The organism is Streptomyces jumonjinensis, assembly GCF_009600885.1.
Lineage (GTDB): Bacteria > Actinomycetota > Actinomycetes > Streptomycetales > Streptomycetaceae > Streptomyces > Streptomyces jumonjinensis.
Genome location: NZ_VCLA01000160.1, coordinates 121,130 through 136,286 on the forward strand (window position 1 = coordinate 121,130; position 15,157 = coordinate 136,286).

Sequence of the window (15,157 nt, forward strand, 5' to 3'; positions counted from 1 at the left end):
CCCCGCCTCCGCCCACGATCTGCTGCGGCGCAATCTCGCGGTGTACGGACTGGGCGGGCTGGTGCTGCCGTTCGCCGGGATCAAGCTGATCGATCTGATGATCTCCACTGTGCCGGGGCTGGGGGGCTGACGACTGAACAGGCCCCCGTGCACCGGACGGTGTCACCGGGCTCTGCCCGCCCCCAGCCGCTCGGCGACGCCCAGCCGGGCGGCCCACTCCAGCGCGGAGGGCAGCCGGGACTCCCGGGGCACCGGGGCGGGCTCGCGGGCCGAGCCCATCAGATCCTTGACCGCCGACTCATTGACGGTGCCCGCCTCGACCCGCGCGACGAAGCGCTCGGCGGCGCTCCGGTCCCGGTAGCCCGCGTCGGCGAAGCAGTCGGCGAGGGACCGGTCGTCGAAGATCCCGGCGTAGCCGTCGCAGGAGGCGACCAGCCCGTCGTCGACGACATAGCCGGGATACGGGGCCCGTCCCCAGCGGCCGGCCTCCCACCAGTAGAGATAGCCGAGTTCACCGCTGTCGTTCATCTCCCGGAGCCGGTCCACGGGCAGCCATTCGGGCGCGTTCACCAGCAGATCCACGGGCTTGTCGCCACCGTAGGTCGTCTCGCTGCAGTCGACATCCTGACCGTAGAAGAGCGCTTTCCCCTCCGGCCGCAGAGCGAGATTCCAGCCGCCGTTGGAATGTGAGCAGGACAACTCACGGTCGCTTAAACGGAATCCGGGCCTCGCGGTTCTGGTGACGGCGATCAGTACGAGTACGACGGCGCGTTCCCACATCCGCTCGGGCCTGTCCAGCTGTGCGGGAATTGCCGACTCGTTGGTCATGTCTGTCCCTGGTGTCAACGCGACGTATTGCAGACCGGACATTCAGCGCTACCGAACCATAGCGCCGGGGGCCTCGGGCCGGCCGCCGGGGCCCGGCGGCCGGCTGCCGTACAGGGGGCGGACGGGCGCAGGGGGCCACGGACCGCGCCGAGGTGAGGGACCTCTGTCGGACTCATGGGTGTGAACGTATCCCCACGCGTCGACTCGGTGTTCGCATTTGCTTATCGTTTACCGAGTCTTCATATCGTATCTGGCGAAATCACAACTCCCTCCGATCGAGGGGACGTTGACCGCCGGGCCGCTGGTTCCCCTTCGGGAGGCGGGCTGGGGCGGCACGGTGATCCCCCGGCCCGGGGCCCGCGTGGGCACGGTCATGGCCCGGAAACGGCTGGATCCGATGGGCGGCGGGCGTTGTGCATGCAATCAGCAACGGTCCGCCGCGAGGGAACGGCGGGGCGGGCGTGCCGACGGGAGGCTACCGTGACGAGGGTGTTCACCTCTTCGGGCCCCACCCTCAGGGAACTGACCGTGCAGGCGCTCTCCTCGGTCGAGCGCGGCTACGACCTGCTGGCCCCCGCCTTCGACGCCACTCCGTTCCGCACCCCGGACCGCATCCTGGACGCGGTGGTGCGGGCGGCCCGGCCGCTCGGCCCCTTCCGGGCCGGACTCGACGTCTGCTGCGGGACGGGGGCGGGGACCGGGGCGCTGCGGCGGCTCTGCTCGGAGCGGGTGACGGGCGTGGACTTCAGCGCGGGCATGCTGGAGCGGGCGCGGGCCGCCCTCGCGGACGCTCCCGAGGGGCCGCCGGCCGACTGGGTGCGCGCCGACGCCCGTGCGCTGCCCTTCGGCGCCGCCTTCGATCTGGCCGTGAGCTTCGGCGCGTTCGGGCATTTCCTGCCCGCCGAGCGACCGGCCCTCTTCGCGGGGATCCACCGCTCCCTGCGGCCCGGCGGTCTCTTCGTCTTCCCGCTGCCCGCGCCGCCCGTGATCGGCTCCCGGCGCTACTGGTCGCTGTGGGGGTTCGACGCGGCGATGCGGGTGCGGAATCTGGTGTGGCGGCCCGCCTTCGTCATGTACTACCGCACCTTCCGGCTCGGTGCGGTGCGCGAGGAGCTGGCCCGGGCCGGCTTCTCGGTGGAGCTGCGACCGCTGCCGGAGCTGGGGTCGCGCCCGGACGGCGGTCCGAACTGCCGGCTGGTGGTGGCCCGGCGGCCGTTCGCGGGGTCCGGGAACGGCTGAGCCGGTCCGCCCGGGGCGGGCGGACCGGCGTCAGGGTGTCTCACAGCGCGGTGAGGCGCTCCAGCGGGAACGGCGGTTGCGCCAGCGGGCGTACGGCCACTCTGGTGAGCTGGAGGGCGTTGTCATCGCCCGCGGTGCGGTTGGAGTGGAGCACTCCGCAGTGGGTGCAGCGGTGGACGAGCACCCATTCGCCGTCTCCGCGCACAGAGATGGCGAGCGGTTCCATCCGGGCTCCGCAGTCGGCGGCCCGGTCGCCCGGGGTGTCGTCGAGATGACGGCTCCACAGGCAGTTCGGGCAGTGATTGCGGTGGCTGGTTCCGGCGGCGGTCATGGAGACGTCGAGACCGCACTGGAGACAGCGGAAGGACTCGGCGCGTGCTTCGGTGCGGGCACGCCGGGATCGGTTGCGTGACATGTTGCGTGACATGGGGACACGACTCCTGGAGTGGTGCGTGGACGGGGCGTCTGGTCACAGCGCCGCCTCGCACCCGAGGAGTTCAGACCGCCGGAGCGGAGGCCATTCCTCGGAAGCGAGAACGGGTCCGCGTGGGCCGGGGCATACAAGCACCACTCTCTGACGTCGGAGTACGGGTCGATGTGCTCATCAGACACCGGGACGGCCGCCCCGGCAAACGATTTACGACAGCGGTCTCACACCGCCGGAGTCCGGGGGCCGTCGTGGTGGATGGGGGTGTTCGCGCCGGTGAGGGGGGCTCCGCTGCCGCCCCGGCGGTCGGCCACGATCTCGGCGACGATGGACAGCGCCGTCTCCTCGGGCGTACGGGCTCCGAGGTCGAGCCCTATGGGGCCGCGCAGCCTGGCGAGTTCGCGCTCGCCGACCCCGGCGGCGCGCAGTTGTCCGAGGCGCTCCTGATGGGTGCGGCGGGAGCCCATGGCTCCGATGTAGGCGGCGGGCCGGGTGAGGGCGAGGGCGAGCAGCGGAATGTCGAACTTGGGGTCGTGGGTGAGGACGCACAGGACGGTGCGGGAGTCGGTGCGGGCCGCGGCGAGATGGCGGTGCGGCCAGTCGACGACGATCTCGTCCGCGTCGGGGAAGCGGGCCGCCGTGGCGAAGACGGGGCGCGCGTCGCAGACGGTGACGTGGTAGCCGAGGAACTTTCCGGCCCGGGCGAGGGCGGACGCGAAGTCGACCGCGCCGAAGACGATCATCCGGGGGGCGGGGAGGCCGGACTCGACGAAGAGGGTGAGCTCCCCGCCGCAGCGGCTGCCCTCCGCACCGATGACCACCGTGCCGGTCCGCCCGGCGTCCAGCATGGCACCGGCCGCACGGGCGGCGGTCCGGTCGAGCCCGGGAGACGGGTCGGTCCTCCGGTCGAGCCCGGGGAACGGGGCAGCGGTCCGGTCGAGCCCGGGAGACAGGGCAGCCGTCCGGTCGAGCCCGGGAGGCGGCTGGGGCTCGCGGAGACCACCGGCGGCTCCGGCCGCACCGGTGGGGCCGGAGCCGCCCGGCGCACCCCGACCACCGCGCGTACCGGACCCGCCGGAGGAGCCGGCCCCGGCGATCGCGCCAGGGGAGTCAGGACCGCCGGGGGCCCCGGACCCGCCGGGGCTCTCGGACATACCGGCGTCGCCGGACGCCCCCAGGGTGCCGGAGTCCCCGGACCCGCCGGACGTACCCGCGTCTTCGGGTGCGCCCGATGGGCCGGAGTCCCCGGACCCGCCGGGCGCACCCGGACCGCCCGGACCGCCCGCGCCGTCCGGACCGCCCGCGCCGTCCGGCACCCCCGCCCCATCCGCGTCCCCCTCCCCGGGCGTCGGCCCCAGGGCACCCTCGTACGAGCCGTCCGCGCGGACCAGCAGGGCGCGGCCGAGCAGGGCGGCGGGGCCTTCGGCGACGTGGGCCAGGGCCAGCGTCTCCCCCCGGGCGGCGGCGTGCAGCGCCTTGGCCACGACGCCGTCCGCGGCCACCCGGGTGATCAGGATGTCGATGGCGCCGCCGCAGGTCAGCCCCACGGCGAAGGCGTCCTCGTCGCCGTAGCCGAAGCGCTGGAGCACGGGCTCGCCGTCGTCGAGGACCTGGCGGCACAGTTCGTACACCGCGCCCTCGACACACCCCCCGGAGACCGACCCCACGGCGGTTCCCTCGCCGTCCACCGCGAGCGCCGCACCGGGCTGCCGGGGCGCGCTGCCGGTGACGGCCACCACGGTGGCGACGGCGAATGGCCGTCCCTGCCCGGCCCATCGGCTGAGCTCCCCGGCGATCTCCAGCATCTTCGGCCTCCTCCGCGGTGCGTCCGGTCAGCTCCCGGCGGTGCCGGTGAGGTGCTCGGGCCGTACCGGCGTCCGGTTGAGTTCCAGCCCGGTCGCGTCGCGGATCGCCGCGAGCACGGCCGGGGTCGACGACAGGGTGGGGGCCTCGCCGCCGCCCCGGAGCCCGTACGGCGCGTGCTGGTCGGCGAGTTCGAGCATATCGACGGGGATGGCGGGGGTGTCGAGGATGGTGGGGATCAGATAGTCGGTGAAGGACGGGTTCCGCACCTTCGCGGTCACCGGGTCGACGAGGATCTCCTCCATCACGGCCACCCCCAGGCCCTGCGTGGTGCCGCCCTGGATCTGTCCGGTGACGGAGAGCGGGTTGAGCGCCTTGCCCACGTCCTGGGCGCAGGCCAGCTCCACCACCTTGACCAGGCCGAGCTCCACATCGACCTCCACGACCGCGCGGTGGGCGGCGAAGGAGTACTGGACATGGCCGTCGCCCTGCCCGGTGATCCGGTCGAGGGGCTGAGTGGGCCGGTGCCGCCACTCCACCTCGGTCTCGATCGCCTCGTCCCCGAGGACGTCGGCGAGCGAGGCGAGCGCCTCTCCCGTCTCGGTGACGACCTTGCCGTCCTCCAGCAGCAGTTCGGCGGTGGCCCAGGCGGGGTGGTACGAGCCGAATCTGCGGCGGCCCCGTTCGAGCACCTGCTCCCGGATCTGCTCGCAGGCGTGTTTGACGGCCCCGCCGGTGACATAGGTCTGCCGGGAGGCGGAGGTGCCGCCCGCGGAGCCCACCCGGGTGTCGGCGGGCTGGATGACGACCTGGGCGATGCCCAGTTCGGTGCGGGCGATCTGGGCGTGGACGGTGACCCCGCCCTGGCCGACCTCGGCCATCGCGGTGTGCACGGTGGCGACCGGCGTCCCGTTGACGGCCTCCATCCGCACCCGGGCGGTGGAGTAGTCGTCGAAGCCCTCGGAGAAGCCGACGTTCTTGATGCCGACCGCGTACCCCACGCCCCGGACGACGCCCTCGCCGTGGGTGGTGTTGGAGAGCCCGCCGGGCAGGGCGCGGATGTCGGCGTCGCCGCCGGCGGTCTCCCACTGGCGCTCGGGCGGCAGCGGGCGGGCTCTGACCCGGCGGAGCAGTTCGGCGACCGGCGCCGGGGAGTCGACCCGCTGCCCGGTGGGCATGAGCGTGCCCTGCTCCATGGCGTTGAGCCGGCGGAACTCGACCGGGTCCAGGCCCAGCCGGGCCGCCACCCGGTCCATCTGCGCCTCGTAGGCGAAGCACGCCTGGACCGCGCCGAAGCCGCGCATCGCGCCGCAGGGCGGGTTGTTGGTGTAGAGGGCGAGGGCCTCGATGTCGACGGCGTCCACGGCGTAGGGCCCGACCGCCAGGGAGGCCGCGTTGCCGACGACGGCCGGGGAGGAGGAGGCGTACGCTCCGCCGTCCAGCACGATCCGGGCTCTGACATGGGTGAGTCTGCCGTCGCGGGTGGCGCCGTGCTCATAGGCGAGCCTGGCGGGGTGGCGGTGGACATGGCCGAAGAAGGACTCGAACCGGTTGTAGACCATTTTGACGGGTCTTCCGGTGCGCAGGGCGAGCAGACAGGCGTGGATCTGCATCGACAGATCCTCCCGGCCGCCGAAGGCCCCGCCCACTCCGGAGAGGGTCATCCGCACCTTCTCCTCGGGCAGCCCGAGTACGGGGGCGATCTGGGCGAGGTCGGAGTGCAGCCACTGGGTGGCGATGTAGAGCTCCACGCCGCCGTCGTCGCAGGGGATGGCGAGTCCGGACTCGGGGCCGAGGAATGCCTGGTCCTGCATGCCGAAGACATATTCGCCGCGCACGATCACCTCGGCGCGCTCCGCGGCCGCGGCGGCGTCGCCCCGGACGATGGGCTGGCGGTGCACGATGTTGGGGTGCGGCACATGGGCCGCGTGGTGGTCGGTGCGGCCCTCGTGGACCAGGACCGCGCCGGGCGCGGTCGCGGACGCCTCGTCGGTGATCACCGGCAGTTCGGCGTAGTCGACCCGGATCTTCGCGGCGGCGCGGCGGGCGGTCTCGGGGTGGTCGGCGGCGACCAGGGCGACCGGTTCGCCGTGGTGGCGGACCTTGCCGTGGGCGAGTACGGGGGTGTCCTGGATCTCCAGTCCGTAACACTTCACCGCGGTGGGCAGATCGTCCCAGGTCAGTACCGCGTGGACGCCGGGGACCGCGAGCGCTTCGGTGATGTCGACCGCGCGGATGGCGGCATGGGCGACGGTGGAGCGCAGGGTGTGGCCCCAGAGCATGTCCTCGTGCCACATGTCGGAGGAGTAGGCGAACTCTCCGGTGACCTTGAGCCGGCCGTCCGGGCGGAGGGTGGACTCGCCGATGCCGCCTCTGGTGTGGGTGGCCTGGGTGAGGTCGCCGGGGGCGCCGGTGGGGTTCATGACTCCTCGCCTCCCTGGCGCGCGGCATCGTCCTCCTGGCGCGCGGCATCGTCCTCCTGGCGCGCGGCGTCGGCTCCCTGGCGTGCGGCATCGTCTCCCTGGCGCGCGGCATCGTCTCCCTGGCGCGCGGCGGCGAGGCGGACGGCGTCGAGGATCTTCTCGTAGCCGGTGCAGCGGCAGAGATTGCCGGAGAGCGCCTCGCGGATGTCGGCGTCGGACGGCTCGGCGTTCCGCTCCAGGAGGTCGTCGGCGGCGACGAGGAGTCCGGGGGTGCAGAAGCCGCACTGGACGGCCCCGGCGTCGATGAACGCCTGCTGGACCGGTGAGACGGGCGGCGGCGCGGGCGCGGGGTCGCCGGGGTTCCGGCGGCGGGCGTCCTGGAGGGAGACGCCGTCGCCGGTGTGCCCGGCGCGCGCTCGCGCGTACTGGGCCAGGCCCTCGACGGTGAGGATGTCGCGGCCTTCGGCCTGGCCCGCGGCGACCAGACAGGAGCAGACCGCGACACCGTCCATCCGGACCGTGCAGGATCCGCATTCGCCCTGTTCACAGGCGTTCTTGGAGCCGGGAAGACCCATCCGCTCCCGGAGTGTGTACAGCAGGCTCTCGCCCTCCCAGACATCGTCGGCGGTCTGCGGGCGGCCGTTGACCGTGAAGCTCACACGCATCGGGGGCTCCTCTCCGCGCGGTACGCCTCCCAGGTCCAGGTCAGCGTGCGCCGGGCCATGACGGCGACGGCGTGGCGGCGGTACTGGGCGGGGCCGCGCACATCGTCGATGGGGTTGCAGCTCGCGGCGGCGAGCTGGGCGAACTGCCGGGCGATCGAGGGGGTGACGGCTCGCCGGCTCTCCCAGAGTCCTTCTTCGTCGAGCGCGGCGTTGAGGAAGTCCTCGGCCGGGCCCGCCCGGAGGGGGGTGGGGGCCGCGGAGCCGATGCCGGTGCGGACCGTACGGCTGTGGGGGTGCAGGGCGAGCGCGAAGGCGCAGACGGCGATCACCATGGCGTTGCGGGTGCCGACCTTGGAGAACTGCTGGGGTCCGTCGGCCCTGGCGATGTGCACGGCTCTGATCAGCTCGTCGGGGGCGAGCGCGTTCCGCTTGACCCCGGTGTAGAAGGCGTCGACGGGGATGCGGCGGCTGCCGCGCACCGAGACGGCCTCGATCTCCGCGCCCGCGGCGAGCAGCGCGGGGTGGGCGTCGCCGGCGGGGGACGCGGTGCCGAGGTTGCCGCCGACGCCGCCGCGGTTGCGGATCTGCGGGGAGGCCACGGTGTGCGCGGCGAGGGCGAGCCCGGGCAGCTCGGCGCGGAGGTGTTCCATGATGCGGGCGTACGGGACGGACGCGCCGAGGCGGACGGTGTCGGCGCCGACCTCCCAGTCGCTGAGCTCGCCGATACGGCCGAGGTCCATGAGGTACTCGGGGCGGCGGTGGTCGAAGTTGATCTCCACCATGACATCGGTGCCGCCCGCGATGGGCACGGCGTCGGGGTGCGCTGCCTTGGCGGCGAGCGCGTCCTCCCAGCTGGCGGGCCGAAGGAAGTCCATGATCGCTCTTTTCCCGCTTCATCGTTCCACGGCGAGGGGGTCGGGGCGGTGCGCGTACGGGTCGGATCGGGGCGGTGCGCGTACGGAGTACTGAGTACGGATCGAGGCGTGCGCGGATGGATCGGGGGCCTGACCGGGCCGCGCGGCCGGGCCGGGCTCTTCCCTGTGCTGTTGACGCGATGCACGCCCAGTACACAAGGGCGTACTCCATCCGGTGCAGTCACCGATGCCATGAAGGAGTTGGCTGGTGACCACGGTCATCTTGTAGATTCGAACGAAAAGCGGGGCTCAGTAACGTCACTGTTCTCCCATGGAGACCGGGGCCCCTGGCCGCCGGCGGCAACGAGACGGATCGGCGAGGACGAGATGCGGCTGCGCGCACTGCTGGAGAACGACGCGCTGGGGCTGCGGCTGCTCGGCGGCGAGAGCGAGCTGGACCGTGGCCTGCGGGGCGTGATGACCACGGATCTGCGGGACCCCAGCCGCTATCTCTCGGGCGGCGAGCTGGTGCTGACAGGGCTCGCGTGGCGCCGGTCGCCGGAGGACTCCGAGTCGTTCGTACGGATTCTGGTCGCGGCGCAGGTCTCGGCGCTGGCGGCCGGCGAGGCGGAGCTGGGCGCCGTCCCGGAGGATCTGGTGGCTGCGTGCGCCCGCCATCGGCTGCCGCTGTTCGCGGTCAATGAGTCGGTCGCGTTCGCGACGATCACCGAGTACGTCGTACGGCAGGTCTCCGGGGAGCGGGCCGGTGATCTGGCGGCGGTCGTGGACCGGCACCGCAGGCTGATGACCTCGGGTCCGGCGGGCGGCGGCCCCGACGCCGTGCTGGATCTGCTCGGCTCGGATCTGGATCTGCGGGCCTGGGTGCTCTCCCCTACGGGCCGGCTGATCGCGGGAGCGTCCGGCTCGCTGCCGTCCGCGACGCGCACCGCCCTGGCGGGCGAGCATCTGGCGGCGACCCGCACCGGCAGGCGGGGGCCGCACCGGGCGGTCGTGGACGGCACGGTCTACTCCCTCTTCCCGGTGCAGAACACCGGCCGGGCCGCCGAGCCCGTCTCCCGCGATGTGCGCGAGAGCGTGCTCTCGGACTGGCTGCTGGCGGTGGAGGCGGACGCGGGCGAGTGGCCCGCCGAGCGGCTCGATCTGCTCCAGGGCGTCACCCAGCTGATCGCCGTGGAGCGCGACCGCCGGGAGGCGGCCCGCACCGTGCGCAGAAGGCTCGCCCAGGAGGTGCTGGAGCTGGTGCAGACGGCCGCCGCGCCCGCGGAGATCGCGGCGCGGCTGCGGGTGGCGGCGCCGGTGCTGCTGCCGGGCTTCGGCGCCGCGCCGCACTGGCAGGTCGTGGTGGCGAGAGTCGACTGGGGGCCGGACGGGACCGGCGTGGAGGCCGGGCCGGTGGCCCAGTCGCTGCTGGAGGAGATTCTCGTCGACCCCTCGGCGGCGGGACCCGACTCCTCGGACCGGATCGCGGTGGCGCACGCCGCGGACGAGGCCATCGCGCTGGTGCCGCTGCCCGCCGTGCCGCCGGCCGACGCCGCCGCCGGGTCCACGGCGGGCGGGCTGCACGCCGACGCCCTGCTCGACGCGGTGCGGGAGCCGCTGTCGGCCGGTCTCGCGGACGACGGCCGGCTGACGATCGGCGTCAGCGCGGCGGTCGGTTCGGCGGAGGGGCTGCGCGGGGCGCTGGAGGAGGCCCGGCACTCCCGCCGGGTCGCGGCGGCCCGCCCGGGGCGGGTGTGCGCGGCGGGCCACCATGAGCTGGCCTCTCATGTGCTGCTGCTGCCGTTCGTGCCGGACGATGTGCGGCGGGCGTTCACCGCCCGGCTGCTGGATCCGCTGCGGGAGTACGACCGGCGGCACCGGGCGGAGCTGATCCCGACGCTGGAGGCGTTCCTGGAGGCCGACGGGTCGTGGACCAGGTGCGCGCAGCGGCTGCATCTGCATGTGAACACGCTGCGGTACCGGGTGGGCAGGATCGAGCAGCTGACGGGGCGGGATCTGTCCCGGCTGGAGGACAAGCTCGATTTCTTCCTTGCCCTGCGGATGAGCTGAGCTTCTTCGCGGCCCTGCGGATGAGCTGAGCGCGCGGGCGGTCGGGGACGGGGCCGGGGCGGGTACGGGCCCGGACACGGCCGGAACACGGCCGGAACACGGACAGGACGGGGTCGGGGCCGGGCCGGAGCAGCGCGGTACAGGTGTCCCCGACCGCCCCGATAAGGGCAACCCCCGTACCCCGCCCGCCACTTCACCGAATGCGGGCAAGGGAATCGCCCATTACCCGATCTTGGAAATCCCCCAGGTTCGCTGTAAGGGCCACTGGACTGAATTGACAGTTAGGGAAGCCTCACCATATTCATATGGTGTTACTCAGCTATCCCGCAGCCGAGTCCGGCGCGTCCGCGCCCGGCGAACCGCGGGCAGTCACAGGAGGCTTCCATGCCACGCCCGTCCGTCCGCCGCGGTGCCGCGCTCGCCATGTCCGCGCTGCTTCTTCCCGTCCTCGCCGCCTGTGGCGGCAGCCAGGACGACAAGAAGGAGAAGGACGCCGCGAAGCAGGGCTCGGACGAGCTCGTCATCTACTCCGGCCGCAACGAGGAGCTGATCGACCCCATCCTCGACAAGCTGGAGAAGGCGACCGGCACCAAGGTCGAGGTCCGCTACGGCGACAGCGCCGAACTGGCCGCCCAGATCCTGGAGGAGGGCGACCGCACCAAGGCCGGTCTCTTCTTCTCGCAGGACGCCGGCGCGCTCGGCGCGCTCTCCCAGGCGGGCATGCTGTCGAAGCTCCCGCAGAAGTCCCTGGACAAGGTCGACGCCGCCTTCCGCGGCGGCCAGGACGACTGGGTCGGCGTCTCCGGCCGCTCCCGTGTCATCGCGTACAACCCGGAGAAGACCGAGAAGGTCCCGGACAGCATCCACGAGCTGACGAAGCCCGAGTGGAAGGGGAAGGTCGGCTACGCGCCCACCAACGCCTCCTTCCAGGCGTTCGTCACCGGCATGCGCGTCCTTGAGGGCGACGAGGCCACCCTGAAGTGGCTCAAGGCCCTCAAGGCCAACGGCGCCAAGCCGTACGCCAAGAACGGCGTGGTCCTGGACGCGGTGGACTCCGGCGAGGTCTCCGTCGGCCTGATCAACCACTACTACTGGTACGAGAAGGTCGCCGAGGTCGGCGCTGACAAGGTCAACGCCAAGATCCACTTCCTGCCGGGCGGGGACTCGGGCGCGCTGATCAACGCCGCCGGCGTCGGTGTGCTCAAGGACGGCGGGCAGACCGAGGCGGCCGAGAAGGCCGTCGACTACCTGCTCTCCGAGGACGCGCAGAAGTACTTCGCCGACGTCACCAAGGAGTACCCGCTCGCGGCCGGCGTCACCTCCTCCGTGAAGGACCTCCCGGCGCTCGACTCCCTGGACGCCCCGGAGATCGACCTGGGCAAGCTGGAGTCGCTCCAGGAGACCCTGGAGATGCTCAAGGAAGCCGGGATGGTCTGAGCCTCCCGATGAGCACCCACGGTTCACCGTCCGTGCGCACCCCGGCCGCCGCGTCCCGCGTGGCGGCCGGGGTGCGCCGGGCACCGCTCGTTCTCCTGCTCCCGGCCACGGCGGCGGCGCTGCTCGCGCTGCTGCCGCTCGGCTATCTCGGCGTACGCGCCATGGAGCACGGCTGGGCCCATGCCTGGGAGATCGCCTCCGAGGCGCGCACCCTGGAGCTGCTCGGGCGCAGCCTCGGACTGGCCGCGATCGTCGTCGCGGCGTGTCTGGTGCTCGGCGTCTCCCTGGCCTGGCTGACGGTGCGCACCACGCTGCCCGGGCGGCGGATCTGGGCCGTGCTGGCCACGCTCCCGCTGGCGGTGCCGAGCTATGTGGCCGCCTTCACCTGGATATCGGCCGCGCCCTCGCTGGCGGGGCTGCCCGGTGCGGCGATCACCCTCACCTTCGCCTGCTTCCCCTATGTCTTTCTGCCCGTCGCGGCGGCCCTGCGGGGCATCGACCCCGCGCAGGAGGAAGCCGCGCGCTCACTGGGCGGCGGCGCGCTCCGTACCTTCGTCCGGGTGACGCTGCCGCAGCTGCGGCCCGCCGCCGCGGGCGGGGCGATCCTGGTCGCGCTCTATGTGCTCTCCGACTTCGGCTCGGTCTCGATCACCCGGTACGACACCTTCACCCGGGCCATTCACTCCTCGTACCAGGCCAGTTTCGACCGGACGCCGGCGGCGGTGCTCGGCTGTGTCCTGGTGACGATGACGGTGCTCCTGGTGCTGGCGGAGAACCGCACCCGGGGCCGGGCCGGGCACGCCCGCACCGGCCGGGGCAGCGCCCGCCCGCCCGTGCCGCTCCGGCTGGGCCGGTGGACGGCCCCCGCGCTGGCCTGGTGCGGCGCGGTGTCGGCGGCGGCCGTGGGCTTCCCGCTGGTCACCCTCGGCTACTGGCTCACCGTCGGGAGCTCCGGCTTCGACCCCGAGCGGCTCTGGTCGGCCACCGTGGCCACGGTCACCGTCGCCGCGGCCGGAGCGGCCGTCACCACGGTGCTGGCCCTGCCGGTCGGGGTGCTGTCGGCCCGGCACCGGGGGCGGGCGGCCCGGCTGCTCGAACAGTCCGTGTGGGCGGGGCACGCGGTGCCCGGCATCACCGTGGGGCTGGCCCTGGTGTTCTTCTCGGTCCGCTACGCCTATCCGCTCTATCAGGAGCTCCCGCTGCTGATCGCCGCGTATGTGGTGCTGTATCTGCCGGTCGCCGTCGCCTCGGCGCGCGCGGCCGTGCTCCAGTCCCCGCCGGTGCTGGAGGAGGTGGCCCGCTCCCTGGGCCGCTCCCCGCTGCGGGTGCTGCGGGAGATCACCGTGCCGCTCGCGGCCCCGGGCATCGGGGCGGGCGCGGCGCTCACCTTCGTAGTGATCATGAAGGAGCTGCCGGCGACCCTGCTGCTGCGGCCCACCGGCACGGACACCCTGGCCACCCGGCTGTGGACCGAGACCGGGGCGGGCGCCTTCGCCGGGGCGGCCCCCTACGCGGCGGTCATCGTGCTGCTCGCCGCCATCCCCTCCTATCTGCTCGGAAGGCGCTCATGACCGGACTGCGCGTGACCGCGGTGACCTCCTCGTACGGGCGCGGGGTCCGGGTGCTCGACGGGCTGGACCTCACCGTCCCGGACGGTGAACTGGCCGCGGTGCTGGGCCCCTCGGGCTGCGGCAAGACCACGCTGCTGCGGGTCATCGCGGGCTTCGCGGTCCCCGACGCGGGCGAGGTCGTCCTCGGCGGGCGCACGGTGAGCGGACCGGGCGTCCATGTGCCGCCGGAGCGGCGCGGGGTCGGCATCGTCGCCCAGGAGGGCGCGCTCTTCCCGCATCTGAGCGTGGCCCGCAATGTGGCGTTCGGACTGACGGGCTCCGGCCGGGCGGAGCGCCGGGCGCGCACCGGCGAGATGCTGGAGCTGGTCGGTCTCGGCGGTTACGGCGAGCGGATGCCGCACGAGCTGTCGGGCGGTCAGCAGCAGCGCGTCGCCCTGGCGCGCGCCCTGGCTCCCCGGCCCGCGCTGGTCCTGCTGGACGAGCCGTTCAACGCGCTCGACAGCGCGCTGCGCGCGGGTCTGCGCTCGGACGTCCGCGCCGCGCTGCGGGCGGCGGGGGCGACGGCGCTGCTGGTCACCCACGACCAGGAGGAGGCGCTGTCGGCGGCGGACCGGGTGGCCGTCATCCGGGACGGGAAGGTGGTGCAGTCGGGCACGCCCCAGGAGCTGTACGCGCGGCCCGCCGACCCCTGGGTGGCGTCGTTCGTCGGCGACGCGGTGCTGCTCGCCGCGACCGCCGAAGGGGACCGCGCGACGACCGCGCTCGGCAGCCTGGCCCTGACGGCTCCGGCGTCCGCGCCGGGCGAGGGCACGGTGGTGCTCCGCCCGGAGCAGCTGAACCTGGCCCCCGCGACGGAGGAGGCCCCCGCCCGCGGGCGGGTGACGGAGGTCCGCTACCACGGCCATGACGCGCTGATCCTGGTCGACGTCCCCACGGCCGCCGCTCCGGTGACGGTCCGCACCACGGGTTCGGCGGCGGTCCGCGCGGGCGATGAGACGGGCATACGGGTCACGGGCCCGGCGGTCTTCCACCCGAAGGCCGGATAGCCGGAGCGAGCACCGGGACCCGGCACCGCCGGGAGACCGGTCGGTGGAAACGGGTTCCGCCCGTGCGTCCCGTGCGGGCGAAACCCGTTTCCGCCGGCGGCTCGTCCGCGTCAGCATGGACCGGAGCGACGATCGCGAGACGCCCTGGAGGCATCCGGTGGATACGGGCCCCGGCCCGAGACTGATCCTGCTGTGCGGGCTTCCGGGCTCCGGGAAGACGACGCTGGCCAAGCGGCTGGCGAAGGAGCTCCCGGCGGTGCGGCTCTGCCCGGACGAATGGCTGACCGATCTCGGCGTCGACCTGTTCGATGAGCGAACGCGCGACCGGCTGGAGAGACGGTTCTGGGAGCACGCCCAGGATCTGCTGAGGCTCGGACAGACCGTCATCCTGGAGTTCGGCTTCTGGGCGCGCGCCGAACGCGATGAGAAACGGCTCGGCGCACACGCCCTCGGCGTTCCCGTCGAACTGCGCCATCTCTCGGCCCCGGTCGACGAACTGTGCCGCCGTCTCGAAGCCCGCGCCCGGACGGGCGAGCCGGGGACGGCCCCGATCGGCCGCGAGCTGATCGAGGAGTACGCCCGCCACTTCGAGCCCCCCGGCGACGACGAGCTCGCCCTCTTCGACGAGCCCCTCACGGGCCCGCGCGGCTGACGGCCCGGGACTGTGCGCTGCCCCATGGGCCGGAGACAGGAGACCGGGGCCTACCGGGTCAGCCGGAGGTTCCACCCGCCGGCGCCCTGGTCGCCGTCGTGACGTACCAGGGCGGGCTGGTGGGTTTCGGGGGCGGGCCGCC

11 protein-coding genes and 2 pseudogenes are annotated in these 15,157 nt (G+C 73.5%); 6 read left to right on the forward strand and 7 right to left on the reverse strand.

Features of this window, described 5'->3' with window-relative positions:
- Window positions 1–162: 162 nt before the first annotated feature.
- Entirely contained in the window at window positions 163–828 is a 666-nt protein-coding gene (locus FF041_RS23260) for a hypothetical protein (RefSeq protein WP_153524598.1), read from the reverse strand.
- Window positions 829–1,317: 489 nt separating this feature from the next.
- On the opposite strand from FF041_RS23260, the gene FF041_RS23265 reads away from it, so the two are divergent.
- On the forward strand, window positions 1,318–2,067 hold the full coding sequence (locus FF041_RS23265) for a class I SAM-dependent methyltransferase (protein ID WP_323392469.1): 750 nt from the start codon (window positions 1,318–1,320) through the stop codon (window positions 2,065–2,067).
- Between the two features lie 40 nt (window positions 2,068–2,107).
- Here FF041_RS23265 and FF041_RS23270 read toward each other — a convergent pair whose 3' ends face one another.
- The 6 genes and pseudogenes from FF041_RS23270 to FF041_RS23290 all read right to left on the reverse strand — a co-directional run bounded on the left by FF041_RS23270 (window position 2,108) and on the right by FF041_RS23290 (window position 8,260).
- Complete coding sequence (locus tag FF041_RS23270) at window positions 2,108–2,482, reverse strand: RNHCP domain-containing protein (RefSeq protein ID WP_153487154.1); 375 nt, start codon at window positions 2,480–2,482, stop codon at window positions 2,108–2,110.
- A 236-nt stretch (window positions 2,483–2,718) separates the two neighbouring features.
- A pseudogene (locus FF041_RS40390) lies at window positions 2,719–3,381 on the reverse strand (XdhC family protein); the annotation flags it as partial.
- Window positions 3,382–3,837: 456 nt separating this feature from the next.
- Window positions 3,838–4,299, reverse strand: a pseudogene (locus FF041_RS40395) (XdhC family protein); the annotation flags it as partial.
- A 27-nt stretch (window positions 4,300–4,326) separates the two neighbouring features.
- Window positions 4,327–6,720 (reverse strand): xanthine dehydrogenase subunit D, encoded by a 2,394-nt coding sequence (gene pucD / locus FF041_RS23280; RefSeq protein ID WP_153524601.1) that lies wholly within the window; start codon window positions 6,718–6,720, stop codon window positions 4,327–4,329.
- Complete coding sequence (locus FF041_RS23285; RefSeq protein WP_153524602.1) at window positions 6,717–7,385, reverse strand: (2Fe-2S)-binding protein; 669 nt, start codon at window positions 7,383–7,385, stop codon at window positions 6,717–6,719. Before FF041_RS23285 ends, pucD begins: the two co-directional genes overlap by 4 nt.
- The gene (locus FF041_RS23290) at window positions 7,376–8,260 is read right to left on the reverse strand and encodes an FAD binding domain-containing protein (protein ID WP_153524603.1); all 885 of its coding nucleotides are present in this window, start codon (window positions 8,258–8,260) and stop codon (window positions 7,376–7,378) included. The genes FF041_RS23285 and FF041_RS23290 overlap by 10 nt, the downstream gene beginning before the upstream one ends.
- Window positions 8,261–8,626: 366 nt before the next feature.
- On the opposite strand from FF041_RS23290, the gene FF041_RS23295 reads away from it, so the two are divergent.
- The 5 genes from FF041_RS23295 to FF041_RS23315 all read left to right on the forward strand — a co-directional run bounded on the left by FF041_RS23295 (window position 8,627) and on the right by FF041_RS23315 (window position 15,015).
- Entirely contained in the window at window positions 8,627–10,309 is a 1,683-nt protein-coding gene (locus FF041_RS23295; RefSeq protein ID WP_153524604.1) for a PucR family transcriptional regulator, read from the forward strand.
- Window positions 10,310–10,693: 384 nt separating this feature from the next.
- A complete protein-coding gene (locus FF041_RS23300; RefSeq protein WP_153524605.1) occupies window positions 10,694–11,746 on the forward strand; it encodes an iron ABC transporter substrate-binding protein in 1,053 nt (350 codons plus the stop codon).
- Between the two features lie 8 nt (window positions 11,747–11,754).
- Window positions 11,755–13,317: an ABC transporter permease gene (locus FF041_RS23305; protein ID WP_153524606.1), complete on the forward strand. Its 1,563-nt coding sequence runs from the start codon at window positions 11,755–11,757 to the stop codon at window positions 13,315–13,317.
- Window positions 13,314–14,363, forward strand: a complete 1,050-nt coding sequence (locus FF041_RS23310) for an ABC transporter ATP-binding protein (protein ID WP_153524607.1) — start codon at window positions 13,314–13,316, stop codon at window positions 14,361–14,363. Before FF041_RS23305 ends, FF041_RS23310 begins: the two co-directional genes overlap by 4 nt.
- Window positions 14,364–14,520: 157 nt before the next feature.
- On the forward strand, window positions 14,521–15,015 hold the full coding sequence (locus tag FF041_RS23315) for an AAA family ATPase (RefSeq protein ID WP_323392473.1): 495 nt from the start codon (window positions 14,521–14,523) through the stop codon (window positions 15,013–15,015).
- Window positions 15,016–15,157: the final 142 nt, after the last annotated feature.